Here is a 25,512-nt window from a genome sequence, read left to right as displayed (position 1 = left end):
TTCGTCATGGGTTGTGGGTTCGGAAGGTAGTTTCGACCGCGTTAGATGTGGTCGCGGCCGGGGTGGCCGGGGCTGCCACCCTGCGGGACGAGGTCGTCCCAGTCGACGTGCCAGCCGGTGCCGACCTTGGACATGTTGAGCGTCTGCGTCCAGCCGAACGCGCTCTTGTCGAACTCGGTCGCGCCGACGGTGATGGTGTCGACGTCGACGACCCAGGAGATCGCCCACGCGCCTGCAGCGATGACGCCGGCGAGAACGCCGATGACGACGCCACTGGAGAGCGTCGCGCCGACGTACCCGATGAGGGCCGCGGAGACGGCCTGGATGCCGAGGTCGGAGATGTCTCGCGTGAACTCGGCGGTCACGCAGCCCCAGCGGTGCGTGTAGTCGTACGCGCCGCAGTCGCCGTTCGTGCCGCCCCAGGCGTCGGCGCGCTCGATGATCTCCTCCCAGTCGTCGCCGGTGGCGCCGACGGTGCTCTGGACGTCGGCGTGGGTCGTGGTGCCGACGTCGGCGGTGAGCGTGCGGTACTGGGACTCGCTCACTTCGGCCTTCTTCACTGTCCCGCTGTCGCCGACGTGGACGACGTCGGTGAACTGCTTGCCCTTCTTGGAGAGGGCGACGCCGACGTACGTCTCGCCGTCGCGTTCGGAGATGACGGTGATGTCGTCGAGATTGTAGCCGGCGTCGTCGTCCGCGTCCGTTCCTTTTGCGGAACTGACAGTCGGGACGAGGGCTGCGCCGGTTGCTGCGGCACCGTACTTGAGCATCTTCCGTCGACTTTTGTCGACCATGCAGATAGGACGACTTCCGAACAGGTAATATATCTTTATCATTCTATTTGTTTTGGTAATCTCCAACAGGATTTAAAATTACGAATCTGGATGGCTGCACACGTCTTTGCACAGAAACGGGTTTAATCAAGCTAGAGTCCTTTTGCGGATGTCTGGTCTAGTCCTAGAGCTTAGGGATAGCTGTCGAGTGGCTCCTGTCGACGAAGACCACCCGCACCGATTCCTTGCATTCCAAGGGAAACCAATCCAGATATGATAGACTCGAAATAGTGAAGTTCGATAGGTAGTACTGGTATATTGATTGGTCTCGTGGTCGCGGAAGCCGACCGCCGAGACGAAACCGATTTGGGTGCCGTGCGTAATGACTCGATACTGAGAGATGCCCGCCCCTGCTCTCCACGTCGACGGCCTGACGAAGCGATACGGGAACGGCCCGGACGCGACCACTGCCGTCGACGACCTGTCGTTCACGGTCGAACGCGGCGAGGTGTTCGGCCTCCTCGGCCCCAACGGCGCCGGGAAGTCGACCACGCTGGACGTCCTCGTGGGCTACCAGCGACCGACGGACGGACACGTCGACGTGCTCGGACTGGACCCGACGACCGAGCCCGCCGCCGTCCGCGAACGCACCGGCGTCCTCCCGGACGGGTACGGCGTCTATCCCGAACGAAGCGGGCGAGCGCACGTCGAGTACGTCGCGACCGCTCGCGGCGTGGACCTCGATCCGACGACCTGGCTCGAACGCGTGGACCTCGGCGACGCAGCCAGCCGCCCGGCAGGCGAGTACTCCAAGGGCATGCGCCAGCGGCTCGCGTTCGCGATGGCGCTCGTGGGCGACCCGGACCTCCTCGTCCTCGACGAACCGTCGACGGGCCTGGACCCCGAGGGCGTCGCCACGGTCCGCGAACGGATCGAGGCGGCGAGCGACCGCGGGACGACGGTCGTCCTCTCCAGTCACCGGCTCGCACAGGTCGAACGCGTCTGCGACCGCCTCGCGGTCGTCCACGACGGCTCGCTGCTCGCCGTCGACGACCTCGCGTCGCTCCGGAACGCGTACGGACTCGACGCCGACCGGGTGCGTGCCGGCGTCGACACCCGACCAGACGGCGTCCGCGAGCGCGTCAGTGCGGTCGACGGCGTCACCGCCGTCAGCGTCGACGACGACGTCGTCCGCGTCGAGTGCACGGAACGCGCGAAGAAACCGGCGCTCGACGCCATCGAGACGACCGGTGCCACCGTCGTCGACGTCGACGTCGACCGACCCTCGCTCGAGGAACTGTTCCTCCGGATCGCCGACGACGACGCCACTGCGACGGGACACGACGTCGTGGCGCGCACGGGTGAGTCGCGATGACCAGCGTCCTCCGTGGCGCCGTTCACGTCGCCCGCATCGAGGTTCTCGACCGAACGAGCGGCGTGCTCGCTGGACTCGGCGCGGTCGTCCTCTGCGCGTTCCTGGCGCTGCAGACGGTGACGTTGTTCGTCGCACGCGGCGACGTCCTCTTGCCGGCGACGTTCGTCGTTCGACTGGAGACGACGTTCGCGTTCCTGGTACCGCTCGCCGCGACGGTGCTCTCGGCGGCGACGGTCGTCGCGGAACGGGAGACGGGGACGGTCCGACTCCTCCTCTCGGTGCCCTACGAGCGGCGGGCGGTGCTCGCCGGGAAGCTCGCCGGACGAGCCGCGGTCGCGGTCGGCGTCGCCGTCGTCGGCGTCGCCATCGCACTCGCCGGTGCGACCGCCTTCGGCCCGCTTTCGGTCCCAACGGTGGTCGTCTTCGCCGCGCTCACCGTCTGGCTCGCGCTGGCGTTCGTCGCGGTGTCGGTCGCGACGTCCGTGGTCGCGGACTCGACGCGGAGCGCGCTCGGGAACGCACTGGCGTTCGTCGCCGTGTCGACGGTCCTCGGGCCGCTGTGCGTGAACTACCTCGTGTTCCTCGGGGCGACCGAACGGGTCCGACGGTCGATACAGATGCTCTTCCCGACGAGCGCGTACGGAGAACTGCTCTCCGTGACGCTCGCGCCATCCGCGAACGCGGACCCGATGGTGACCGCCGTCGCGTGTGCGTCGGTCGGCTTCTGGCTGGTCGTCCCCGTCGCGTACGCCGTCTCGCGGTTCGACCGAACGGCCATCTGAGGTGACGCTCCACGACCCGTAACGCACTCGACGCTGGCGACCGAACCTGTCGGTATGGTCGCGTCCCGCCGACGGCTCGTGCTCGCGCTCGTGCTCGCAGTCGTCGGCTCGGTCGTCCTCGGCGGCGTCCTCGTGACGGTCTTGGAGCGGTCGGCGGGCGGCCTCGGCGCAGCCGGTGACCCGCTCGTGCTCGCGGCCGTGGTCGGCGTGCTGGGCATCGTCCTCGGGGCGGCGGTCGCGAACGCGCTCGCGGGCCCCGGCGGCCCGACCGGCCCGGACGAGCCGACGGCCGCGGACCAGCGACGCGAGGCGAACGAGTGGAACGACCCGCCGGGCGTCGACGTCGACGACGAGGAGTGAGTCAGGGGCGTGCAGGCGGCGACGACGCGGTCGCCGCGCGTCGCCGGCCAGGGAAGAAGGGCTTTTGCGCGCGGCGTGCTCGATGTACGATAGTGGAGACGGACCGGATCTTCGAGGAGTTCCCCGCGCCGTCGTATCGGGGCGCCCAGGAGCAGGCGCTCCGGGACATCAAGGCGGCGTTCGACGACGGGAACGACGTCGTGCTCGTTCGCGCACCTACGGGGAGCGGGAAGAGCCTGCTCGCCAGAGCCATCGCGGGCTGTGCCGAGAAGGTCGACGAGGTCGCGCCGAGCGAGGCCGCGAGCGCGTACTACACGACGCCGCAGGTGAGTCAACTCGACGACGTCGAGGGCGACGACCTCCTCCAGGACCTCTCGATCATCCGCGGGAAGAACAACTACAACTGCATCCTCCCCGGGGAGACGGAGACGCCCGTCGACCAGGCGCCGTGCGTGCGCGAATCCGGCTACGATTGCTCGATACAGCACCGCTGTCCGTACTTCTCCGATAGGGCTATCGCCTCCAATCGTTCCATCGCGGCGATGACGCTCGCGTACTTCATGCAGACCGCGGGCTCGGAGGTGTTCCGCAAGCGCGACGTGGTCGTCGTCGACGAGGCGCACGGGCTCGCGGAGTGGGCGGAGATGTACGCGACCGTCGAGCTGTCGCCGGAGACCGTCCCGATGTGGGACGACCTGAAGGTGCCCGACGTGGACGGGGACGTCGAGCGCGCGGCGCGGTTCGCGGACAGCCTCCAGGGGACCGCGACCCGGCGGAAGGACGACCTCCTCGTCGAGACGGAACTCACCGCGGAGCAGGCGAAGGAACGCGACCGCCTCCAGGAGCTCATCTCCGAACTCGGGTGGTTCGTGAAGGACTACCGGGACCGCGACTCGGCGACGGAGTGGGTGGTCGACCAGCCCGACGGGGAGGGCTCGCCTGCCAACGTCAAGCCGATGAACCCCGAGAAGTACCTCTCGCACACGGTGTGGGAGCGCGGGAACAAGTTCGCGCTCCTGTCGGCGACGATGCTCGACAAGGACGCGTTCTGTCGCGGCGTCGGCCTCGACCCGTCGCGGGTGACGCTCGTGGACGTCCCGCACACGTTCCCCGTGGAGAACCGGCCGCTGTACGACTTGACGCAGGGGAAGATGACGTTCGAGCACCGCGACGAGACCATCCCGAAGCTCGCGCGCACCATCGTCCAGCTCATGCAGCGCCATCCCGACGAGAAGGGCCTCGTGCACTGCCACAGTTACGCGATACAGGACCGCTTGCGCGAGCACCTCCGGGACCTCGGCGTCGGCGACCGCCTCCGCACGCACGGGAAGGACGACCGCGACGCCGAACTCGACGTCTGGAAGGCCCGTAGCGACCCCGAACTATTCCTGTCCGTGAAGATGGAGGAGGCGCTCGACCTCGAAGGCGACCTCTGTCGCTGGCAGGTCTTGTGCAAGGCCCCGTACCTGAACACGGGCGACTCGCGGGTCGCCCATCGGCTCGAACAGGGCCAGTGGGCGTGGTACTACCGCGCCGCCCTCAGGACGGTCATCCAGGCCTGCGGGCGCGTCGTCCGATCGCCCGACGACAAGGGCCACACGTACGTCGCCGACTCCAGCCTCCTCGACCTCTTCGAGCGCGCCAGGACCGACATGCCGGACTGGTTCGCCGCCCAGGTCGACCGCATGAGCGAGCCGACGCTCCCCGAGCTATCGGCGCGCGAGGCGCTCGCCGGCATGAACGGCGCTCGCGCGAACCCCTCGTCGTCGTTCTCGTCGCAGTCCGGCGGCGGCGACGACGACGGCGACGACGGCGACGACGGCGGCTACTCGCGTGGGCGCCGTCGCTCGCGCAAGCAGGGTTCGGAGATGGCGGACGTCTGGAATCACGACTAACCGCCGGCCGGTCGCGGCGGACGACGACGGCGCGTGCGGTGGTCGCGCCGACCGCTCAGATGAAACTGATGGCGTACGCGACGCCGGAGAGAACCATCATGCCGACCATGAGGACGGCGAACAGCTGTTGTCGGTCCATACGGGCGTGTTCCGCCCGCAGGGATTTGAAGGGTTCGGACGGGTCAGCGCTCGATACGCCTCGTGCGCCCCGTCGACGGGATGGGCGGGACGGCGGTCAGGCGTCGGCGCCGTACCGGTTCGACTGCTCCTCGGGGTCGGGCGTCGTCTGCCGGTAGCGCGTGACGCGGAGGTAGATGTACGCGGCGGCGACGACGATGCCCGCCCACGTCAGGGACGCGGCGAACGCGCTCGTCACCGTCGCGGCGACCTCGCTTGGGGTTCCGCCGAGCGGGTCGACGAACCAGCCGAGGACAACCGCGGCGAGTTCGCCGGCGAGTCGGAAGCCGAAGAGCAGTGCGACGACCGTGGCGGCCTCGCCGAGGACGGCGGACCGATCTCGTTCTGGACGCATCGTACCCTTGGTTTCCCGCTGGCCGATAAAAGGGAGTCGTGGTCGTTCGCGCCGTTCACGACGGTTCAGGCGAGCGTTCGAGAGGCCGTGAGAACGGTTCTAGTCGGCTCACGAGCGGTTTTGAACGACCGAAATGCGGTTCGGTAGCACGTCTAAAGGAAGGGGCCGGCGAGGGCGGGGTCAGTCGACGGTGGCGTCGACGACGACGTGCGCGACGCCCGCGCTATGGGATTTGACGGTCCGGACGTCGTCGATGGTGGCGTCGCGGCCGGCCGCGGCGACGGCGTCGCGGAGCCTGTCGGCGGGGCCGTCCGGGAGTTCAGATTCGTGGACCGCGGCGTGGAGGTGGAGGACGCCGCCGGGTTCGAGCGCGTCGAGCGCGGCGTCGAGGTAGTCGAACGCCTCCTGGTTGCGATCGGCGTCGGTGGAGGCTTCGCCCTGATCAGATTCGTCGTCGCGTTCGCTGACGCCGTAGTACCCCATGACGACGCGGTCGGCGGTCGCGTCGACGTCCCGGCAGTCGCCGAGGATGGCCTGCAGGTTCGCGGTGACGTCGTTGAGTTGCGCGTTCTCGACGAGGTACCGGTACGCTTCGGGGTTGAGCTCGACGGCGGTGACGTCCGCGTCGGCGCGGGCCATCGGGAGCGCGAAGTATCCGATGCCGGCGAACATGTCGAGCACGCGCTCGTCCTCGCTTACGACGTCGCCCATGTGGACGCGTTCGGCCTGGTTCCCCGGGGAGAACATGACCTTCGCGCAGTCGAGCGCGTACCGCGTGCCGTGCTCGACGTGCACGGTCTCGGTGTCGCCCGAGCCCGCGATAACGCGGAGGTCCGGGGTCCGGTGGACGCCCGTGACGCCGCTGCGGACGCAGACCGTGTCGGCGTCGCCGTGGAGTTCGAGGAGGGCGTCGCCGAGTTCCGCGTCGTCGTGGTAGTCGCCGTCGTCGACGAGGACCACCGAGCCGACGACCGCCCACGACCCCGGCGCGGCCGCGACGTCGTCCTCGCTCCAGCCGCGGTCGCGGAGGTAGTCCGCGAGGTCCCGCGAGCGATATTCGGGGTCGGGCTGGCGGACGACGCGCCGCACCTGGGTCTCCTGGGGCGCCTCGGTGACGGGGAGCGCGACGGTGTCGGCGTCGAACGCCCGGACCGCGCGGTCGTCGTCGTAGACGCCTTCGGCGCGCAAGCCGGCGGTCGCGACCTCCGCGCGCGGCTTCACGACGACCGCCGCGAGCGGCGCGTCCCCGTCGGCGCTGGCCGCGTCGAGGGCGCGCGTGGAGTCGTCCCGCTCGCGGTCGTCGCCGTCGGCGTCCCGGTCGCCACTCTCGTCCCCGGTCATTCCTCCGGGAGGACGTGCAGGCCGTTCCGGTGGCGGAGCACGGGGACCTCGGTACCCGCGTCGGCGTCGAGGTAGTCCGGGCGCGGAATCGTCGTGGACTGGTACGTCTCCGGGTCCAGGACTTGCACGGCGTGCTCGTCCTCGTACGCGACGAGCGTCGTCGGCACCCCGTCGTCGATGGTGCCGAGTTTGCGGGCGTCGGGGGCGTCCCCGACCTCGTAGCTGGCCTCGAAGCGCTCGCCGGTCGCGAGCCGAATGCCTTTGAGGTTCCCCTGCACGGAGCGGACGAGGATGGGGCCGTCGTCGTCCTCCGGGTCGATGACGTCCCCCGGCCGGAACTCGGGGAGGCGGACCGCGTACGTGACGCGGTACACCTCGTTCCCGTCCTCGTCCTCCGTGACGAGCGTCTCGTGGTCCTCCCAGTCACCGCCGAACTCCTCGGTGATCTTGCTCGCGACCTTCTTCCCGAGGTTCGTCGTCGAGAGCTTGACGTTCAGGCCGTCGCCGTCGTCCGCCATCTCGGAGACGAACGCGTCCCGCGACCCCGTCGCTTCCATGTCCGCGACGAGTTCGGTCGCGATGGCTTTCGCGCGCTCGACCTCGTCGGTGTCGGGGAGGCGGTCGACGGCGCGGACCTGGACGACGCTCGCGTAGTAGTCGCCCGCGATGCGCCCGCAGCGCTGGCACGTCTGCCGCGCGATGCTCACGGGCACCGTCACGTGCGCTTCGCGGAACTGGCCGCGGACGACGCCGGAGAACGAGCAGTGCATCTTGACGTTGTTCTGGTCGACCTGCTCGGGGTCGACCTGCCACGTGATGTCGTGCGCGTCGACGTGGATGGCGAGCGAGTCGGCGACCTCGTCGATGGCGACGTCCGTGTAGTCCTGCGCGCCGACGTCCACCCAGCGGTTCCCGCGGTGGACGGCGCCGCAGCGCGCGCACACCTCGACGCGGAGGCGGTCGGGCGCGTCGACGAGCTCGAACTGGTCGAAGTAGCAGTCGTCGCACACGCCGACCTCGGACTTCCCGAGCGGGTCGCGCGCCGCGTGCTCGCTCAGTGGTTCGCCGCAGCGCGGGCAGAGCACGGTCGACTCGCTCGAGGCCGCGTCGTCGTGGCCGAGGAGCTCGTCGGCGGGGCCTACGTGGCTGTCGGCGTCGTCGTCCGTGTCGGGTGGGCTGCTGGGGTCGTCGGCGTCGGCGTCCGCGTCGGTCATTACCCGATTCGTACGGCGTTGGGGCCGAAAAGGCTCGCGGTCCGCGCGCGGCGAGCGCGCCGAGGACGCGGTCGGTCGACGCGAGGCGCACCGCGCCGGGCGTCAGAAGTCGGCGAGGCGGATCCACGCGATGACGGCGTGCACGAACCACGCCATCCACGCGCAGAACGCGACGAGGCTCGCGGCGAAGTACGCGGTCGGCGAGCCGACGGCGGCGGCGACGGCGAACGCGGCGACGACGACCGCGAGCGCGAGGACGTTCCGCTCGCGGTGGCGGAGCGCACGCCAGACGGCGTCGGTCGCGGGACGCTCGGTCACGCCAGCGACGACGACGCGACGGCACATAGTTCTGGTCGCTCGCGGGGCGGACTCGCTCGCCCCGACGGTGCCCGCGCCGACCGCGGGTTCAAGTGCGATGCCGGGGCGACGTTCGACAGGCCTTTGCGCCCACGAACCCCATGCCTCTTCCAGTGACAGCGGACGCCGGCGACGACGGAGACGCGACCGAGAACGACGCCGCGAGCGACGCGTCAACCGCGTCGGACGGCGACGACTCCGGAGCCGAGGACGCGCCCGCGTGGGCGGACGTCTTCGGCCATCCGGAACCGTATCCCGAGCAGGAGGACGGCATCGACGCCGCGGTCGACACCGCCCAAGAGGGCGGGTTCACGGTGCTCGAGGGCGCGTGCGGGACGGGGAAGACGATGCTCGCCCTGACGGCGGGCCTGCACCTCGTGCGCGACCCGGATTCGGACTTCGAGCGCGTGATGGTCCTCACGAGCGTCAAGCAACAGCTCCGGCAGTTCGAGGAAGACCTGGAGACGATCAACGCGAACCTCCCGAGCGGGTACGACCCGGTGAGTGCGATGACGCTCGTCGGGAAGGCCGACGTCTGTCCGTACGAGCGCGAGGGCGCGGCCGGGTTCGGCCAGGGGTCGGTGTACGAGCGCTGCGAGACGCTGCGCGAGAAGACCCGCGACCTCACCGGGGAGGGCGGGGAGACGTCGGCGGACTCGCTCGCGGGGCAGGCCCGCAGCCAGCAGGTCGACCTCGCGTCCGGGCCGTCGGCGTCGGCGGGCGCGACCTACCTCGAAAGTGCGGGCACGCCGTCGCCGTACCCGCGCGACATCCCCGAGTACGGCACGGACCGGACGACGGTGGAGTACTGTCCGTTCTACGCGCAGTACCTCGCGGACCTCCCCGAGGACGGCGACGCCGCCGAGGGCATTCCCTTCGACGTGACCGACGCCGGCCTCATGCGGCCCGACGACCTCGTCTCCGCGGGGATGGAGTACGGGACGTGCCCGCACTCGCTGATGGGCGTGCTCCTCAACGAGGTCGAGGTCGTCGTCGGGAACTACTATCACGCGTTCGACCCGACTACGGTCGAGGCGTTCACGGGCGCGCTGCTGGACGAGTCGACGTTCGTCGTCTGCGACGAGGCGCACATGCTCGAACCGCGAGTGCGGGACCTCGTGAGCGACGGCGTCGCCGACCGCACGCTCCGCGATGCGGAAGCCGAACTGACGCGCGTCATCCAGCCGGTCGCGTTCGACGAGGACGGTGCGGGGGACGCCACCCAGCACACGAAGGCGGACGCGGAACTCGTCCGCGGGGAACTCGCGGAGACCGACCTCGACGTCGACGACCTGCGGGCTGTCCGGGACTTCGTTCGGGACCTCCGCGAGGAGCTGTCGCGACGCGTCGAGGCGCATCTCGACCGCGAACACCGCGGGTGGCGTGCGGACCTCGCGGACCTCCCGGACGCCGAGATTCCGCTGCGTGACCCCGAGGTCCCACAGGAGGACGAACTGACGGAGTGGGCGGAGCGCGCCGGGTACGGGCCGAACTTCTGGACGACCGCGGAGTCGGTGGGTGCGACCGCCCAGCGCATCCTGAACGAGCAGGCGGACGAGGAGAAGCAGCGCGCGTGCGCCACCGCCGGGCGCGTCCTGTCGGCGTGGCAGACCCGCGACCACACGCGGTACTTCCGCGAGATAGACCTGGAGCGGACGTGGGACGACGCGGAACCACCCGAGACCTGGCGGCGGGCGTACAACGCGCGCCTCAGCATCCAGAACTGCGTGCCGTCGGACGTGCTCGCCGAGCACCTCGCGGAGTTCGGCGGTGGCGTCCTCATGAGTGCGACGCTCGAACCGCTGGACGTGTTCGCGGAGGTCACGGGCTTGGACGCGCTCGAACGCGAGGGCCGTCCGGTCGAAACCCGGACGTACGGCCTGCACTTCCCCGCGGAGAACCGCGAGAGCTTCGCGGTCGCTGCCCCGAAGTTCACGTACCAGAACCGCGGGCCGACGCCGGAACCGGGTCGCATCGAGCCCGCTGACGGTGGGAACGAGACGCGACGGATGTACGTCGACGCCGTGAGCGAGGTCGCGGGTATCGACGGGAACGCGCTCGTGGGGATGCCGAACTACGCGGAGGCCGCGTGGATGGCGAGCGCCCTCGAGCAAGTCCTCGACAAACCCGTGCTCCTGGACGAGTCGAGTGCGGACGACGCCACGGAGCGCCTGAAGGACGACTTCTTCGCTGGCGAGGGGAAGGTCCTCGTCACGTCCCTGCGCGGCACGTTGACGGAGGGCGTTGACTACGAGGGCGACCGCCTGCAGGCCGCCGTGGTCTGTGGCGTCCCGCTCGTGAACACCGCGAGCCCGCGGACGAAGGCGGTCCAGCGCGCGTACGACGACGCGTTCGGGAACGGGTTCGAGTACGCGCTCACCGTCCCGGCGGTCCGGAAAGCGAGGCAGGCGGTCGGGCGGGTCATCCGCGGCGTCGACGAGGTCGGCGTGCGCGTGCTCGTCGACGAACGCTACGCGCGGGACTCCTGGAACTCGGTCCGCGGGTTCATCCCCGAGGTCGAGCGCGAGGAGTTCCAGCCGGTGAGCCCGGACATGCTCGACCTCGCGATGGACCGCTTCCGGTCGAAACTCGACTGAGTCGTCGACCGGCGCTGGAACGGCTCGTCAGTCGTCGACGGCGACGATGCGGGCGTCCTCGGGGCTGAACCCGAGTTGGACGCTGTCGGTGGTGGGGCGGTCGTCGAGGTGCGCGACGATGCGGGTGCCGTGCCAGTCGGCGTCGACGCGGACGCGTTCGCCGAGGAACGCGGTGTCGGTGACGGCGAGGTCGATGCGGTTCGAGCGCTCGCTGGGGTCGAGTGCGGCGGGGCGGACGGAGACGGTGACGTGGTCGCCGACCGCGAGCGCGCCCGTCGCGCCTACCTCCCCGTCCTCGCCGTCGCCGGCGATGCCACCGGCGACCGCGAACTCGGTGTCGTTCGCGCGGACGCGGACGGTGCCGTCGGCGTCGACGCCGGCGACGGTGCCGTCGAGGAGGTTGTTCTCGCCGACGAACCCCGCGACGAACCGCGTCTCGGGCTCGCGGTACACTTGCTCGGGGGTGCCGACCTGCTCGATGCGGCCGTCGTTGACGACCGCGAGGCGGTCTGAGACGGCGAGCGCTTCCTCCTGGTCGTGCGTGACGTAGACGGTGGTGATGTCGAGTTCGCGCTGCACGCGCTTGACCTGCCGGCGGAGGTGCTCGCGGAGGCGGGCGTCGAGTGCGCTCATCGGTTCGTCGAGCAGGAGGACCTCGGGGCCGGGCGCGAGCGCCCTGGCGAGCGCGACGCGTTGCTGTTGGCCGCCCGAGAGCGACTCGGGGTCGCGGTCCGCGAACCCCGCCATGTCGACGAGTTCGAGGAGTTCCTCGACGCGGTCGCGGTCGGAGCCGCCGCCGGGTGGGTCGGCGAAGTTGAGGCCGTACGCGACGTTCTCGCCGACGGTCATGTGCGGGAACAGCGCGTAGTTCTGGAAGACGACGCCGACGTCGCGGTCCTCCGGCGGGAGGCCGGTGACGTCCCGGTCGGCGAAGCGAACGCTGCCCGCGCTCGGCCGCTCGAACCCGGCGATGGTGCGGAGCGTCGTCGTCTTCCCACAGCCGGAGGGGCCGACGAGCGTGAAGAACTCGCCGTCCGCTATCGAGAGCGAGACGGAATCGAGCGCGGTCGTATCGCCGTACGTCACCGAGACGTCGTCGAGGGTGAGGTCGGTCATCGTTGGCTGCCTCCGGGCGTCGTGGTCCGTGCGGTGGGTCGCGGTCGCGTCGCGCGAGTGCTGTCGGTCATCGGTCGAACCCTCCGAGGTAGCCGCCGAGTCGGTCGACCGCGACGAAGCTCGCCGCGGTGACGACGAGCAGTACGGAGCCCATCGCCATCGCGGGACCGAGGGTGCGGCCGAGGTAGCGTTCGACCGCGACCGGCATCGTCGCGGTGCTGGATTGGGTGGCGAGGATGACGGTGGAGTCGAACTCGCCCATGCTGATGGCGAACGCGAACGCGCCGCCCGCCAGTACCCCGGGCCAGACGAGCGGGAGCTGGACGTCGAGGAGTGCGCGGACGCGGGTCGCGCCGAGCGCTCTGGCGGACTCGACGAGCGCGCGGTCGACCGCCGACAGCTGCGGTTTCACGTTCCGGACGACGAACGGGTAGGCGGCGACGGCGTGTGCGGCGACGACCGCGACGACGCCCGTCACCTGGAGCGTGTACGGCCCGGGGAGGTCGATGCCGAACACGAGCCCGGTGAGGAGGCCGACGCCGAACACGATGCCGGAGACGGCGACGGGGAGCATCGTGAGGGCGTCGACGACGGTCCGCGTGCGCCCGCGGCCGCTGGAGACGACGGCGACGACGACGCCCATCGGGACGGCGACGAGGAGGGTCGCGGTCGCGAACAGGAGCGAGTTCGCGATGGCGTCGAGCGGTTTCGTCTGGAACGCCGCGCCGGTCGCCTGCCGCTGGACGAGGAACGCGTAGTTGTCGAGCGTGAACCCGGCGCCGTCCGTGAACGACTCCGCGAGGAGCGCGACGAGCGGCGCGAGGAAGAGGACGGCGGCGAACGCGCCGTACGCGAGCACGGCGACGCGCTTCGCGTCGAGCGCTCCGAGGTCGGGGAGGAAGCGCTCGCGGTCGACGTCGACGCCCGCGCTCCCGAGGCCGCTCCGGCCGGCCTCGTACCGGAGGTACGCGTACGTGAGCGCGAGCGAGATCGCGGTCTCCATGACGGCGAGGGTCGCGGCCGTCGGCACGTCGAGGTTCTGGGCGGCGTTGTACACCCAGACCTCGACGGTGGCGAGCTGGAGGCCGCCGAGCGCGAGCACGATGGGGAACGTCATGAACGTGAAGACGTACGTGAGGAGCGCGCCAGCCATCACGGCGGGCAGGAGTTGGGGGACGACGACGTCCCGGAACGCGCGTCGACGCGGCGCCCCGAGGCTTCTGGCCGTTTCGACCATCCTGGCGTCGACTGATTCCCACGCGCCGGTGGTGACGCGAGCGACGAGCGGTGCGTTGTAGAACGCGTGCGCCAGGACGACGACGAACAGCGGGTTCGTCTCGAGCAGCGACTGATGGAGGCCGACGACGCCGAGCACGTCGTTCAGGAGGCCGGATTCGCCGAACGCGGCGAAGAATCCGGCGGCGACGAGGATGCCCGGGAGGACGAACGGGAGGATGGTGATCGAGCGCAACGTCTTGCGGCCGCGGAACTCGAACGTCGCGAGGACGTACGCCGCGGGGAGCCCGATGAGGACGCTCGCGACCGTCGAGAGGAACGCTTGCCACGCGGTGAACCCGAACAGGCCGGTTTCGACCGACGGGAGGACGGGCACGGGATACGGAATCGGCCCGAGGGTCGCGACGCGCACGCCGAACCCGCCGAGGAACCCCGCGACTGCGGCGGCATGCTCGCGGAACGCGAACGGCGAGTCGAGGACGCCCGCGAGGTCCCCGACGTAGAAGTCGTCCGTGAACACCTCGCCGAACCGCGCGAGCGATGGCGCACCGTCGACGCCGAACGCCTCCGAGAACACCACGCCCACGGGCACGTACAGGACGAGCAGGAGGACGACCGCGGTTCCGCCGACGCCGACCGCGAGCGCGTGGTCGTCCACGAGCCGGCGGCCGCGAGCGCGGAGCGTGACGTCGGTCGAGGACTGTGACACGGATGCGGAGTGCGGGTGCAGTGATGTTAGGTTCGGCGGTTCGCGCGACCTGGGGCGTGGTCGAGGAACCGACCGCGGAACGCGGCGCCACGTCGACGTGGCGCCGCGAGGGTGTCAGTCAGTTGCTCGCGACGAGTCGCGACCAGTCCTCCACCCACCCGGAGAGGTTCCCCTTCAGTTCGTCGTACCCGAGCGAGACCGGGTTCTCGGGGCGGTACGCGTAGTCGCTGAACTCCGTGGGCAGGTCGACGTGCTCGTCCTCGACCGCGGGGAACTGGACGTTCGAGAGCGCGATCGTCTGCTGGACGTCGCCGCGGAGCACGAAGTCCATGAACGCGTACGCCAGGTCGACCTCGTCGCTCCCCTGGACGACGCCCATCCCCTCGGGGTTCGCGTACCCCTGGTCGTTCGGGAACCCGACCTGGTGCTTGGCCATGTTCTGGCCGTCGCGGTTCGCGTACACCTGGTCCGTGGAGTACGAGACGACCATCGGTCGCTGGTCGTCGAGGTACGCCTTGTAGGAGTCCCACCACGACCCGAGGACCTTCACGTCGTTCTCGAGGAGGTCCTCCCAGTAGTCGAGGTAGCCGTCCGCGCCCTTCTCCGCGATCGTCCAGAGGAGGAACGCCTGCCCGGTGTCCGTCCCTTGGGCGGTCTGTGCGAGGAGCTTCGACTTGTACGGGCTCGTCGTGAGGTCGTCGAGCGTCTCGGGGGCGTCGACGTCGCGTTCGTCGTAGACGAGACTGATGTAGCCCGTGTCGTACGCGAGCGCTCGCCCCTTCGGGTCGCCGAACCCGAGTTCCTCGCGGACGTGACTCGCGCGCTCCATGCGGTCGAGGTCGAGGGTCTGGAAGAGTCGCTTGCTCCCGAGGTTCTCGTCGATGCGGACGAGGTCGTCGACGTTCAGGCCGACGTAGACGTCGGCGTCGACGCTCGCGCCCTGCTTTCGGCGCTGGATGTACTCGTTCAGGCCGTTGCTCGGGACGGTGTACTCGACGGTCGCGTCCGGGTACTCCTCCTCGAAGCGCTCCTTGACGAACTTCCCGGGCGCGTCGTAGCTCTCGCTGGGCGCGTTCAGGAACGACTCGTAGGTCGCGACGCGCACCGTCCCGGAGCGGTCCGGGCTCGCTTCGGTCGTCGTCTCGCTCGTGGTGCTGGTCGCGCCGTCGCCGCTCGTGGTGGCGTCGTCGGTGGGCGGCGTCGTGCTCGTGCTCCCCTCGTCCTGGACGAGGCAGCCGGCGAGCCCGAGCGCGCTCGCGCCACCGGCGGCCTGCAGGAAACGACGTCGTCTCATAACTCGGTGGTTGCACCCTGTGGTCTTAAGGAGCGTGATGTCCGGTCGGAACTGGTATGGAATCGCAATCGCGAGGGCTGCCCGGTTGCGGGGTCACCGAGCAAACGTGCGTCTCTCGTTCGTCCTCCCGAAACCGACGGCCGGTCGGGTGAAGACCGAGAACGGCGTTTCGATCTCAGGAACCGGTCTCGAGCGCGCCGTCGCGCTCGCGCCACTCGGTGAGCGACCCTTCGAAGAAGTCGACGTCCTCGTAGCCGAGTGCGCGGAGGACGACGTACGTGTGACTGATGCGGCGCGCGGTGTTGCAGTAGAGGACGACGCGTTTCTCGGGCGTGATGCCGTTGGATTCCAGGACGTCGCGGAGGGCGGGTTCGGGGAGGAGGCCGCGGGTCTCGTCGTCGACGAGCGCCTTCCAGTCGAGGTTCACGGCGCCGGGGAGGTGGCCGTCCTCGTACTCGTGGTCGTCGCGCGTGTCGACGAAGACGACGCCGTCGGTGCCGTCGGCGCTCGCGTCCGCGTCGCCGGAACCGTTCGCGTTGCGGGCGGCGTCGAGGAGCGCTTGGACGGCGTCGGCGTCGATGAGCGGGCGGTCGTCGGGAACCGTCGCCGCGTAGTCGCTGGCGTCGACGCTGGGTGCGTCGGTCGTCGTCTCGTGGCGCTGGTTGTACGCGGCGTAGTCGCCGTCCAGCAGTGCGACGTCGCGGTGGCCGTACATGAGTGCGGTGACGAGGAAGCGCGCGGCGAACACGCCGTGGGTGTCGTCGTACGCGACGAGGACGTCGTCGCGGGCGACGCCGGCGTCGCGCATCACTCGCGCCCAGGCGTCGGCGCCGGGGAGCATCCCGGCGTCGGCGTCGCCGTCGCTCCGGAACGAGTCGAAGGGGACGTTCACGGCGCCGGGGACGTGCCCGATGCCGTCGTACTCCCAGGCGTCGCGGACGTCGACGACGGTGACGTCCGCGTCGTCGGCGTGTGCGGCGAGCCAGTCCGCGTCGACGGTCCACGGGATGCGGCGGTCGGCACCGGCGTCGTCGACGCCGCCGTCCGCGACCGTCGCCGGGTCGCGCTCGCGGGCGATGTCGGGTGCGTGCTCGGTCATGTCCTCGACGTTGTCGCGGCCGCGGGTTAGCCCCTCTGGTCCCGACGGTTTCGCGTGGAACTCGGAGATACCAGCAACTGTTGCTGGTTGTGTCGCTATCGTTCGCGGACCCCCTCACTGGCCGTCGACGCTTGCCGAGCGGTCGCTGCCGTCGACGTCGGACGACTGAGCCTCGACGCTGACGCTCACCATCCACGCGAAAGCCGGCAACACCGTCCGCTACGCTCCACGACAGGATACGACTGCCGGGGGACGACTGGATATATGCCAGGCGACCTATGTAGGACTTGCATGACCGATTACGCTAACGACGTCCTCGTCACCGCCGACTGGGTCGAGGACAACCTCGACGCGTTCCAATCCGACGACTCCGACCACCGACTCGTGGAGGTCGACGTCGACACCGAAGCCTACGACGAGGGCCACGCCCCCGGCGCCATCGGGTTCAACTGGGAGACACAGCTCCAGGACCAGACCACGCGCGACATCCTGAGCAAGGACGACTTCGAGTCCCTGCTCGGCAGTCACGGCATCAGCGAGGACGACACCGTCGTCCTCTACGGCGACAACTCGAACTGGTTCGCCGCGTACGCCTACTGGCAGTTCAAGTACTACGGCCACGACGACGTCCGCCTCCTCGACGGCGGCCGCGACTACTGGCTCGAGAACGACTACCCGCTCACCGACGAAGCACCCGACTTCTCGGAGACGACGTACACCGCGAGCGGCCCGCGCGAATCCATCCGCGCGTACCGCGAGGACGTCGAGAACGCCATCGAACGCGAGATTCCGCTCGTCGACGTGCGCTCGCCCGAGGAGTTCAGCGGCGAGATCCTCGCGCCCCCGGGCCTCCAGGAGACCGCGCAGCGCGGCGGCCACATCCCCGGCGCGCGCAACATCTCGTGGGCCGCGGTCACGAACGACGACGGCACGTTCAAGAGCTACGACGAGATCGAGGCGCTCTACGCCGAGGAGGGCATCGACGGCGACTCGACGACCGTCGCGTACTGCCGCATCGGCGAGCGCTCGTCGGTCGCGTGGTTCGCGCTCCACGAACTCCTCGGGTACGACGACGCCATCAACTACGACGGCTCGTGGACCGAGTGGGGGAACCTCGTCGGCGCGCCCGTCGAAACGGGTAGCGGCGAGTAACCCGATAGCCGTCGTTCGAACCGAGCAGCGACCGATTCGACGCGCGCAGCGAGCACGCATCCGTCCCCTTCTTCGGCAGTCGACGACCGCGAGCACCCGCTGTGCTCAGTCCGGTTGGAGCCACCAGCCGACGAGGAAGACGGGGACGGCGAAGACCCCGCCGCCGAAGCCGAAGACGAGGGAGACCACGAGTCGGGTGAGGAGGGGTTCGCCCTGGCCGACGAGGAGGAAGAACGCGATGGGGACGACGACGAGGCTGACGGCGGTGACGTAGAGCGCGTCGGCGAGCGCGTCGATACCGGAGTCCTGGCGGACGACGACGACGATCCCGACGAGGACGCCGAACAGGCCGACGAGGCCGACGGGCAGCCAGAGCGCGGGCGTCTCGCCGAACGCGACGACGAGGACGAACGTGGCGACGAGGCCGACGACGACGGTGAGTGCGACGGCGGCGACCCGGAAGAGGAGGCCGACGAGCGTCGACTCGTCGGCGTCGCCGGCGGCACTCCCCGTGCCGGTGCTCGCGTCGGCAGTCCCGCTCGCGGTCGCGTCGGCGCCGTCGGCGCGCCCGGTACTCCCGTAGTCGTCGTCGGGTTCGCCGGTGGTGCCGTAGTCCGCGACGCTATCGGGCGTGACGCTTCCGTCCGGGACCGATGGGTCCTCGCGCGCGTCGCCGGGGTCGTCGCTCCCGAGGCCGTCGTCGGCCGCCGAGTCGTCGCCGACGTTCGCGGGCGAGTCGAACTCGGCGTCGCAGTGCATGCAGTACGTGCTCGTCAACCCGACGGGTTCGCCGCACTCCGGGCACCGCGGGTCGCTCACGGACGACACCTCGCATCGGTCATGGCCCGAGACGCGTCCGGCGCGAGCAAAGGCGTTACGGCGACCAGACTCTGCGAACGACCGGCGACTCCGGGAAGGGCGGCGACGCCGCACGCCCTCGGGGTTTACACGAGACGTAAACCTCGTGGGCGGGGGCGGTACGCGGCTGCGGTCGTCCCCGGCACCGACTGCGGAGATCGGTACTCGAAACCGAGTACCGGCTCGACGACCGGGACCAGTACGCATATCTCGCGTCCGCGACAACGTCCGGACATGAGCTACGAAGGCCCGACCCAGCTGTACGTCGACGGCGAGTGGACCGACGCCGCGAGCGGCGAGACCAGCGAGACAGTCGACCCGGCGACCGAGGAGGTCTACGCGACCGTCGCCTCCGCGGGGCCCGAGGACGTCGACGCGGCCGTCGCGGCCGCCGACGCGGCGGCCGCTCGCGACAGCGAGTGGCGCCGCATGGGGCCGAGCGAGCGGGGGGAGAAGCTCCGCGCGTTCGCGGACGCTCTGGAGGAGATGAAGGACGAGATCACGCTCGTCGAGTCCCACGACAACGGGAAGACGCCGTTCGAGGCGGGTATCGACGTGGGGATGGTCATCGACACGTTCCGGTACTACGCCGGCTGGACCGACAAGATAACCGGGAGCACCATCCCGGTCGACGGCCCGCGCCTGAACTACACGCGCCGGGAGCCGCTCGGCGTGACGGCGCACATCAGTCCGTGGAACTACCCGTTCCAGCTCGCCGGGCGCTCGCTCGCCCCGGCGCTGGCGGCGGGGAACACGGTCGTCCTGAAGCCCAGTAGCGTCACGCCGCTGTCGGCGCTGTACTACGGGAAGGCCGCCGAGGAAGCCGGGTTCCCGGACGGCGTCCTGAACGTCATCCCCGGGCCGGGCAGTAGCGCGGGCGGGCACCTCGCGAGTCACGGCGACGTCGAGCACGTCGCGTTCACGGGGTCGACGGAGATCGGGAAGAAGGTCATGGAGGAGGCCAGCGACACCGTCACGGGCGTGACGCTCGAACTCGGCGGGAAGGGCCCGCACCTCGTGTTCCCCGACGCCGACCTCGAAGCCACGGCGAAGGGCGTCCGGAACGGCATCTTCATGAACTGCGGGCAGATGTGCTGGGCGGGCTCGCGCCTCGTCGTCCACGAGGACGTCCACGACGAACTCGTCGACGCGCTCGTCTCGATGGTCGAGGACTACCCGCTCGGCTCCGGCATCGACGACGACGGCCGCATGGGGCCCGCGGTCTCCGCGAGCCACCAGCAGGACGTCCTCGACTACATCGAGCAGGGCAAGCAGGAGGGTGCGACCGTCGCGGTCGGCGGTGGCGAACCCGACGACAAGGACGTCGGGTACTTCATCGAACCGACGATCTTCACGGGCGTCACGAACGACATGACGATCGCTCGCGAGGAGATCTTCGGGCCGGTGCTCTCGGTCATCGAGGTCGAGGACGAGCAGGAGGCCCTCGAGGTCGCGAACGACTCGCCGTACGGGCTGATGTCCGGCATCTGGACGAACGACATCAAGCGCGGGCACCGCGTCGCCGAGAACCTCGAGTACGGGATGGTCTCCATCAACGAGTACCCCGTGACGTTCCCGCAGACGCCCTTCGGCGGGTACAAGGAGTCCGGGTACGGCCGCGAGCAGGGCGAGCAGGCCATCGAGGAGTACACGCAGGTCAAGAACGTCAACGTCAACCTCTACTGACGCCGGCGGCCGTCGCGGCCGCGCTTCTGTTCCGCTCTCGACCGGTCAGCGACGGCTCCGGCGGTCGGGGTCGGTGGTCGATGGGGTGGGGGAGAGGGCGGCGCCGCAGATGGCGCCGACGATGGCGGCGGGGGTGACGACGCCGGCGAGGTACGTGGTGTCGCCGAGGAGGACGCTCCCTGGGGGTGCGAGGCGGTCGAGGAGCGCGAGGAGGACGAGCCAGCGCGCGAGCAGCGGGAGGATGGCGTAGGCGTACGTGGCGGGGTGCCCGAGGGCGTCGACTGCTCGCCCGTCGCCGACGCCGTAGCCGACGGCGACCCCGCCGAGGAGGGGTGCGAGGCCTGCGGCGAGCATCGCGGCGATCGCGGGGGAGTGACCGAGGGCGTCGCCGAGGACGCTCCCGAGTGCGGCGAGGCCGGGGACGGCCGCGGCTTCGATGGCGACGCCGGCGAGGAGGGCGGCGTACGTCGGGCTGCCGGGGGTGCCGGTGACGAAGTCGCGGACGGCGCGGGCGACGAGGCGCGTCACAGCCGGGGCTACGTCGCGCAGGGTCCTGTGCGTTCGGGAGGACCGGGTGCGCCCGGTGTCACGTGCCGTGGTAGCACGCGATAGCGAAACTTGCCGTAACTGCTGGTTATAGATTCGTAGAGATATATTACTTCTAAACATGACAGAGGACGCCGACGCCGACGACGCCACGGGCACGGACGCGGCCGGCACACGCCCCGGCGGTGACCCCCGCGATGGCACGCGATTCGGGACGCGCGCCGTCCACGCCGACGGCCCCGCAGACCCCGCGACCGGCGCGCGCGCACCGGCACTCCACCAGACCACGAGCTACGAGTTCCCCGACGCCGACACCGCCGCCGACCGCTACGCGCTCGAGGACCGCGGCCACATCTACTCGCGCATCTCCAACCCCACCACCGAGCGCCTCGAGGACGCCATCGCCAGCCTCCACGACGCCCCTGCCGCGGTCGCGACCGCGTCCGGGATGGCCGCGCTCGACGCCCTCACCCTCGTCCTCGCCGAAGCCGGCGACACCGTCGTCTGCTCGAACGACACCTACGGCGGCACCACCACGTACCTCCGAGATACCGCCTCGCGCCGCGGCATCGACGTCGAGTTCGTCGACACCCTCGACGTCGACGCCTACCGCGACGCCGTCGACGACGACACCGCGTTCGTGCACGTCGAGACCGTCGGCAACCCCTCGCTGGTGACGCCCGACTTCGACGCCATCAGCGCGGTCGCCCACGAGCACGGCGTCCCGCTCGTCGCCGACAACACGTTCGCCACGCCCGCGCTCTGCAACCCTGGTGATCATGGGGTCGACGTCGTCTGGGAGTCCACGACGAAGTGGCTCCACGGGTCGGGCACCACCGTCGGCGGCGTCGTCGTCGACACCGGGAACTTCGACTGGCGAGCGCACGACTACCCCGAGGTCGCGGGCCCGAACCCCGCCTATCCGGACACGGACTTCAGCGAGTACGCGCCCGACGCGCCGCTCGCCGCCGCCGTCCGCTACCGCTCGCTGCGGTCGCTCGGCGACCAGCAGTCGCCGTTCGACGCCTGGCAGACCCTCCAGGGCCTCCAGACGCTCGAACTCCGCATGAACAAGCACTGCGAGAACGCCCGCATCGTCGCCGACTACCTCCAGGAGCACGACGACGTCGCGTGGGTCACCCACCCCGGCCTCGACTCCCACCCGACGCACGACAACGCGAGCGAGTACCTCGACGGCGGCTACGGCGGCATGATCGCGTTCGGTCTCGCGGGGAGCGAGGAGACGCCCGGCCCCGCGGGCTACGCCGCGGGCAAGCGCTTCTGCGAGGCCGTCGACCTCGCGTCGTTCCTCGCGAACATCGGGGACGCGAAGACGCTCGTCATCCACCCCGCGAGCACGACGCACGCCCAGCTCTCGCCCGCGGAGCAGGCTGACGCGGGCGTCACGCCCGACCTCGTCCGACTGTCCGTGGGTATCGAGGACCCCGCGGACCTGCTCGCGGACCTCGACGCGGCCATCGCGAGCGCGACGACCGACGACGCCGCGACCGCGACCCCCGCAACCGACGGCGGAACGCGCGGAGGTGACGGCGCGTGACGACCGAGACCGTCACGCTCGACGAGTTCGAGTTCCAGTGCGGCGAGACCGTCCCCGAACTGACGCTCGCGTACGAGACGTACGGCGAGTTCACCGGCGGGAACGCGGTCCTCGTGACGCACGCGCTCACGGGGAGCGCGCACGTCGCCCGACGGCGAAGCGGCCGGGACAGCTGGCAGCGCGGCGGGAGCGACGACGGCGACGAGTCGAGCGGTGACGACACCGCCGACGAGAGCGCGAGCGCGCCGAACACGTCGGGCCAGGCGCGCGCCTGGTGGGGGGACGTCGTCGGCCCCGGGAAGGCCATCGACACGAAGCAGTACTTCGTCGTGTGCGTGAACGTCCCCGGGTCGTGTTACGGGAGCGAAGGCCCGGCGAGCGAGAAGCCCGAGGCCGCGAAGGCCGAGGGTGCCCGAGAGAGCGAACGCTGGGGGACCGAGTTCCCGCCGGTGACGGTCGGGGACTGGACGCGCACGCAACGCCGCGTCCTGGACGCACTCGGCGTCGGTCGCCTGCACGCGGTCGTCGGCGGGAGCGTCGGCGGCATGAACGCGCTCGACTGGGCGAAACGCTACCCGGACGACGTCGACCGCGTCGGCGCGGTCGCCACCGCGCCCCGGCTCGACGCGCAGGGGCTCGCGGTCGAGGCGGTCGCCCGCAGAGCGATCACGACCGACCCGGCGTGGAACGGCGGCGACTACTACCACGCCGACGAGAAACCCGACGACGGCCTCGCCTTGGCGCGCCAGCTCGGGCACCTCCAGTACCTCTCGAAGGACTCGATGGACGACCGCTTCGGTCGCCGGGCGGCGGGCCGGAACGACGCGCGCGACCGGTTCCCGAGCGACCCCGCCGGCGACTTCTTCCCGTACCGCGAGGTCGAGTCCTACCTCGACTACAACGCGGACTCGTTCACGTCGCGCTTCGACGCGAACAGCTACCTCTACCTCACGCGAGCGATGGACGACTACGACCTCGCCGCGGGCTACGAGGGCGACACCGCCGCGCTCGCCGCGTTCCAGGGCGAACTGCTCGCGATGTCGTTCACGGGCGACTGGCACTTCACCGTCGAGCAAGCCGAGGGGCTCGCGGCGAGCGCGCGCGACGCGGACGTCCCGGTCGCGCACCACGTCGTCGACTCCGACCACGGCCACGACGCGTTCCTCGTCGAACCCGAGCACGTCGGCCCACCACTGCGTGACTTCCTGAGCGACGGCGTCGACGGCCGCGCCGTCTCCGACACCGAGAACGGCGACGGCGGCGACGACCGGCACGCACCCGTCCACACGAGCCTGTTCTCCTGACGAGCTGTCGTCCACCAGCCTGTTCTCCTGACGAGGCCCGTTCTCCGAACGACGCTCGCCGGCCTCCCGACTGCGCACCGGAGCACGGTCGGGCGGGGCGACGCTCGCCGATTGCGGACTGCCCAAGGCCTTTGCGTCGAGGACGAGAACGCCCGGTCGGTGGTCTCCCTCGTCGTCCAGGTCGCCGTGTTCGCAGCCAGCGTCCTCGGGCTCGCTCTCGGTGCGCGCGGGCTCGTGGACGCGACCGTCTCGCTCGCGCGCCGCCTCGGCGTGTCGAACGTCGTCGTCGGCCTCACCGTCGTCGCCGCGGGCACGTCGATGCCCGAGATCGTCGTCACGGCGGACGCGGCGGTCGTCGGCCTCGGCGACGTCGCGGTCGGGAACGTCGCCGGGTCGAGCATCTTCAACCTCGCCATCGTCCTCGGCGTCCTCGCGACGATACGCGCGGTCCCCGTCCGCCGGGCGTTCGTCCGCCGGGACGGCGTCGTGCTCCTCGCCGCGACCGGACTGTTCGCGGCGGTCGTCCTCGACCGCGTCGTCACGCGCGTCGAGGGCGCGATCCTCCTCGTGGCGTTCGTCGCGTACACCACGTACCTCCTCAGGGGCGCCCGTGCCGGCACCGCAGCCGCGTCGACCGAGAGCCGGCCGGCAGCGGCCGAGGGCCGTTCAGCATCGACCGACGGGTCGTCGACGTCGACCGCGGACGACCCGCCGGTCCCGGTCCGGGTGGCCGACCCCGTCGGGTTCGGCGTGCGCGACGCCGCACTCCTCGTCGGCGCGCTCGCGGTCGTCCTCGTGAGCGGCCACTTCCTCGTCGAGTCCGCGGTCGCCATCGCGGGCGTCTACGGGCTCTCGGACGCGCTCGTCGGCGGCACCATCGTCGCCGCGGGCACGTCGGCGCCCGAGTTCGCGGTGTCGCTCGTCGCGCTCGCCCGCGGTCGAACGGGCGTGTCCGTCGGGAACGTCGTCGGGAGCAACGTCTTCAACGTCCTCGCGGTCGCGGGCGTCGGCGCACTCGCCCGACCGATGACGGTGACGCCGGCGGTCGTGGAGACCGTCACGTGGCTCGTCGCACTCGTCGCGGTCGTCGTCGCGCTCATGTGGTCCGGCCGCCAGGTCTCGCGCGGCGAAGGCGTGCTGTTCTCGCTCTCCGAAGGCGTCCGGTGGGTGCTCGGCATCCTCGGCGTCGTCGGCTGACGCTACGCCGCGCGGCACTCGACGAGCGCTCCCGACCCGCCGCCCTCTTGTCGGTCGCCCGCGAAGGCTGTCGTATGCCAGAGAGCGACCTCGTCGTCGACTTCCAGCGCGTCGCGGACGGCGACCCGGACGCACCCCCCGTCGACGACCTGCTCGCGGCCCTCCAGGCGGCGACCGAACGCGGCGTCGAAGCCGTCGAAGCGGTCCACGACCACGCCGCCGACGACGCGGCGACGCTCGACCCCGCGGCCGACCCGGACGCGTACGTCGACGTCGTCGAGACCGTCGAGGACGTCGGGTACCTCGTCGACCGCGTGAACGACCAGGTCGCGCTCGTCGGCGACCTCGTCGCCGCACGACCCGACACGTCGCCCGGGGTGCTCGCCGAGCGCGTCGTCGACTTCGTCGAGGAATCCGACGGGATGCTCCTCCCGAGCGAGCGCGCGGAACGCTACCGGGACGCCGTCGTCGACGACACCTGACCGGCGTGACCCGACCGCGACTGACAGCGCGACTACAAAAACTCGTTCT

22 protein-coding genes are annotated in these 25,512 nt (G+C 70.5%); 11 read left to right on the top strand and 11 right to left on the bottom strand.

All coding sequences use genetic code 11. The annotated features are described in order from the left end of the window. Positions 1–41: 41 nt before the first annotated feature. Complete coding sequence (locus ACZ48X_RS11465; RefSeq protein WP_336349589.1) at positions 42–794, bottom strand: hypothetical protein; 753 nt, start codon at positions 792–794, stop codon at positions 42–44. Positions 795–1,173: 379 nt separating this feature from the next. Between ACZ48X_RS11465 and ACZ48X_RS11460 the strand changes: the two genes are divergently transcribed. The 4 genes from ACZ48X_RS11460 (at position 1,174) to ACZ48X_RS11445 (ending at position 5,185) form a co-directional block, all read left to right on the top strand. Continuing rightward, the gene (locus tag ACZ48X_RS11460) at positions 1,174–2,148 is read left to right on the top strand and encodes an ABC transporter ATP-binding protein (RefSeq protein ID WP_336349590.1); all 975 of its coding nucleotides are present in this window, start codon (positions 1,174–1,176) and stop codon (positions 2,146–2,148) included. After that, complete coding sequence (locus ACZ48X_RS11455) at positions 2,145–2,930, top strand: ABC transporter permease subunit (protein WP_336349591.1); 786 nt, start codon at positions 2,145–2,147, stop codon at positions 2,928–2,930. Before ACZ48X_RS11460 ends, ACZ48X_RS11455 begins: the two co-directional genes overlap by 4 nt. Positions 2,931–2,984: 54 nt before the next feature. Further along, positions 2,985–3,290 (top strand): hypothetical protein, encoded by a 306-nt coding sequence (locus ACZ48X_RS11450; protein WP_336349592.1) that lies wholly within the window; start codon positions 2,985–2,987, stop codon positions 3,288–3,290. Between the two features lie 92 nt (positions 3,291–3,382). Beyond that, on the top strand, positions 3,383–5,185 hold the full coding sequence (locus ACZ48X_RS11445) for an ATP-dependent DNA helicase (RefSeq protein ID WP_336349593.1): 1,803 nt from the start codon (positions 3,383–3,385) through the stop codon (positions 5,183–5,185). A 235-nt stretch (positions 5,186–5,420) separates the two neighbouring features. Here ACZ48X_RS11445 and ACZ48X_RS11440 read toward each other — a convergent pair whose 3' ends face one another. The 4 genes from ACZ48X_RS11440 to ACZ48X_RS11425 form a co-directional block, all read right to left on the bottom strand. Next, positions 5,421–5,717, bottom strand: coding sequence for a hypothetical protein (locus ACZ48X_RS11440; RefSeq protein ID WP_336349594.1), 297 nt, complete (start codon positions 5,715–5,717; stop codon positions 5,421–5,423). A gap of 180 nt (positions 5,718–5,897) precedes the next feature. Further along, positions 5,898–7,058 (bottom strand): class I SAM-dependent methyltransferase, encoded by a 1,161-nt coding sequence (locus tag ACZ48X_RS11435; RefSeq protein WP_336349595.1) that lies wholly within the window; start codon positions 7,056–7,058, stop codon positions 5,898–5,900. After that, complete coding sequence (locus ACZ48X_RS11430) at positions 7,055–8,272, bottom strand: 60S ribosomal export protein NMD3 (RefSeq protein ID WP_336349596.1); 1,218 nt, start codon at positions 8,270–8,272, stop codon at positions 7,055–7,057. Before ACZ48X_RS11430 ends, ACZ48X_RS11435 begins: the two co-directional genes overlap by 4 nt. Positions 8,273–8,374: 102 nt before the next feature. Further along, a complete protein-coding gene (locus ACZ48X_RS11425; RefSeq protein WP_336349597.1) occupies positions 8,375–8,590 on the bottom strand; it encodes a hypothetical protein in 216 nt (71 codons plus the stop codon). Between the two features lie 311 nt (positions 8,591–8,901). Here ACZ48X_RS11425 and ACZ48X_RS11420 point away from each other — a divergent pair, with 311 nt between their 5' ends. Next, positions 8,902–11,226 (top strand): ATP-dependent DNA helicase, encoded by a 2,325-nt coding sequence (locus ACZ48X_RS11420; protein WP_379762024.1) that lies wholly within the window; start codon positions 8,902–8,904, stop codon positions 11,224–11,226. A 27-nt stretch (positions 11,227–11,253) separates the two neighbouring features. Here the strand turns inward: ACZ48X_RS11420 and ACZ48X_RS11415 are convergent, their stop codons facing one another. The 4 genes from ACZ48X_RS11415 to ACZ48X_RS11400 all read right to left on the bottom strand — a co-directional run bounded on the left by ACZ48X_RS11415 (position 11,254) and on the right by ACZ48X_RS11400 (position 16,680). Continuing rightward, the gene (locus ACZ48X_RS11415; protein WP_336349599.1) at positions 11,254–12,342 is read right to left on the bottom strand and encodes an ABC transporter ATP-binding protein; all 1,089 of its coding nucleotides are present in this window, start codon (positions 12,340–12,342) and stop codon (positions 11,254–11,256) included. 67 nt (positions 12,343–12,409) lie between these two features. Further along, complete coding sequence (locus ACZ48X_RS11410) at positions 12,410–14,287, bottom strand: ABC transporter permease (protein WP_336349600.1); 1,878 nt, start codon at positions 14,285–14,287, stop codon at positions 12,410–12,412. Between the two features lie 118 nt (positions 14,288–14,405). After that, positions 14,406–15,581 carry a thiamine ABC transporter substrate-binding protein gene (locus ACZ48X_RS11405; protein ID WP_336349601.1) on the bottom strand — a complete coding sequence of 392 codons (1,176 nt, stop codon included), beginning with the start codon at positions 15,579–15,581 and terminating at the stop codon, positions 14,406–14,408. A 175-nt stretch (positions 15,582–15,756) separates the two neighbouring features. Continuing rightward, positions 15,757–16,680 carry a sulfurtransferase gene (locus ACZ48X_RS11400; RefSeq protein WP_379761951.1) on the bottom strand — a complete coding sequence of 308 codons (924 nt, stop codon included), beginning with the start codon at positions 16,678–16,680 and terminating at the stop codon, positions 15,757–15,759. Positions 16,681–16,971: 291 nt separating this feature from the next. Here ACZ48X_RS11400 and ACZ48X_RS11395 point away from each other — a divergent pair, with 291 nt between their 5' ends. Continuing rightward, positions 16,972–17,832, top strand: coding sequence for a sulfurtransferase (locus ACZ48X_RS11395; protein WP_336349602.1), 861 nt, complete (start codon positions 16,972–16,974; stop codon positions 17,830–17,832). Positions 17,833–17,937: 105 nt separating this feature from the next. Here the strand turns inward: ACZ48X_RS11395 and ACZ48X_RS11390 are convergent, their stop codons facing one another. Beyond that, a complete protein-coding gene (locus ACZ48X_RS11390) occupies positions 17,938–18,651 on the bottom strand; it encodes a hypothetical protein (RefSeq protein ID WP_336349603.1) in 714 nt (237 codons plus the stop codon). Positions 18,652–18,924: 273 nt separating this feature from the next. On the opposite strand from ACZ48X_RS11390, the gene ACZ48X_RS11385 reads away from it, so the two are divergent. Beyond that, on the top strand, positions 18,925–20,376 hold the full coding sequence (locus ACZ48X_RS11385) for an aldehyde dehydrogenase family protein (RefSeq protein WP_336349604.1): 1,452 nt from the start codon (positions 18,925–18,927) through the stop codon (positions 20,374–20,376). A 45-nt stretch (positions 20,377–20,421) separates the two neighbouring features. Here the strand turns inward: ACZ48X_RS11385 and ACZ48X_RS11380 are convergent, their stop codons facing one another. Continuing rightward, entirely contained in the window at positions 20,422–20,904 is a 483-nt protein-coding gene (locus tag ACZ48X_RS11380) for a hypothetical protein (protein WP_336349605.1), read from the bottom strand. Positions 20,905–21,043: 139 nt separating this feature from the next. Between ACZ48X_RS11380 and ACZ48X_RS11375 the strand changes: the two genes are divergently transcribed. The 4 genes from ACZ48X_RS11375 to ACZ48X_RS11360 all read left to right on the top strand — a co-directional run bounded on the left by ACZ48X_RS11375 (position 21,044) and on the right by ACZ48X_RS11360 (position 25,463). Further along, positions 21,044–22,480, top strand: coding sequence for an O-acetylhomoserine aminocarboxypropyltransferase/cysteine synthase family protein (locus ACZ48X_RS11375; protein ID WP_336349606.1), 1,437 nt, complete (start codon positions 21,044–21,046; stop codon positions 22,478–22,480). After that, positions 22,477–23,784, top strand: coding sequence for a homoserine O-acetyltransferase MetX (metX, locus tag ACZ48X_RS11370; RefSeq protein ID WP_336349607.1), 1,308 nt, complete (start codon positions 22,477–22,479; stop codon positions 23,782–23,784). The genes ACZ48X_RS11375 and metX overlap by 4 nt, the downstream gene beginning before the upstream one ends. A gap of 159 nt (positions 23,785–23,943) precedes the next feature. Beyond that, positions 23,944–24,981, top strand: coding sequence for a calcium/sodium antiporter (locus ACZ48X_RS11365; RefSeq protein WP_336349608.1), 1,038 nt, complete (start codon positions 23,944–23,946; stop codon positions 24,979–24,981). Between the two features lie 74 nt (positions 24,982–25,055). Beyond that, positions 25,056–25,463 carry a hypothetical protein gene (locus tag ACZ48X_RS11360; RefSeq protein ID WP_336349609.1) on the top strand — a complete coding sequence of 136 codons (408 nt, stop codon included), beginning with the start codon at positions 25,056–25,058 and terminating at the stop codon, positions 25,461–25,463. The last annotated feature ends 49 nt before the right edge of the window (positions 25,464–25,512 follow it).

This window comes from Halorubellus litoreus (assembly GCF_055378595.1).
Note: the sequence above shows the minus strand (reverse complement) of the source record. Positions and strands in the feature narration are given on the sequence as shown.

Excerpts from the sequence above, each read along its gene's own strand:
- ACZ48X_RS11465 (WP_336349589.1), bottom strand. The coding sequence starts at position 794 with ATGGTCGACAAAAGTCGACGGAAGATGCTCAAGTACGGTGCCGCAGCA.
- ACZ48X_RS11460 (WP_336349590.1), top strand. The coding sequence starts at position 1,174 with ATGCCCGCCCCTGCTCTCCACGTCGACGGCCTGACGAAGCGATACGGG.
- ACZ48X_RS11455 (WP_336349591.1), top strand. The coding sequence starts at position 2,145 with ATGACCAGCGTCCTCCGTGGCGCCGTTCACGTCGCCCGCATCGAGGTT.
- ACZ48X_RS11450 (WP_336349592.1), top strand. The coding sequence starts at position 2,985 with ATGGTCGCGTCCCGCCGACGGCTCGTGCTCGCGCTCGTGCTCGCAGTC.
- ACZ48X_RS11440 (WP_336349594.1), bottom strand. The coding sequence starts at position 5,717 with ATGCGTCCAGAACGAGATCGGTCCGCCGTCCTCGGCGAGGCCGCCACG.
- ACZ48X_RS11435 (WP_336349595.1), bottom strand. The coding sequence starts at position 7,058 with ATGACCGGGGACGAGAGTGGCGACCGGGACGCCGACGGCGACGACCGC.
- ACZ48X_RS11430 (WP_336349596.1), bottom strand. The coding sequence starts at position 8,272 with ATGACCGACGCGGACGCCGACGCCGACGACCCCAGCAGCCCACCCGAC.
- ACZ48X_RS11415 (WP_336349599.1), bottom strand. The coding sequence starts at position 12,342 with ATGACCGACCTCACCCTCGACGACGTCTCGGTGACGTACGGCGATACG.
- ACZ48X_RS11405 (WP_336349601.1), bottom strand. The coding sequence starts at position 15,581 with ATGAGACGACGTCGTTTCCTGCAGGCCGCCGGTGGCGCGAGCGCGCTC.
- ACZ48X_RS11400 (WP_379761951.1), bottom strand. The coding sequence starts at position 16,680 with ATGACCGAGCACGCACCCGACATCGCCCGCGAGCGCGACCCGGCGACG.
- ACZ48X_RS11395 (WP_336349602.1), top strand. The coding sequence starts at position 16,972 with ATGACCGATTACGCTAACGACGTCCTCGTCACCGCCGACTGGGTCGAG.
- ACZ48X_RS11385 (WP_336349604.1), top strand. The coding sequence starts at position 18,925 with ATGAGCTACGAAGGCCCGACCCAGCTGTACGTCGACGGCGAGTGGACC.
- ACZ48X_RS11375 (WP_336349606.1), top strand. The coding sequence starts at position 21,044 with ATGACAGAGGACGCCGACGCCGACGACGCCACGGGCACGGACGCGGCC.
- ACZ48X_RS11360 (WP_336349609.1), top strand. The coding sequence starts at position 25,056 with ATGCCAGAGAGCGACCTCGTCGTCGACTTCCAGCGCGTCGCGGACGGC.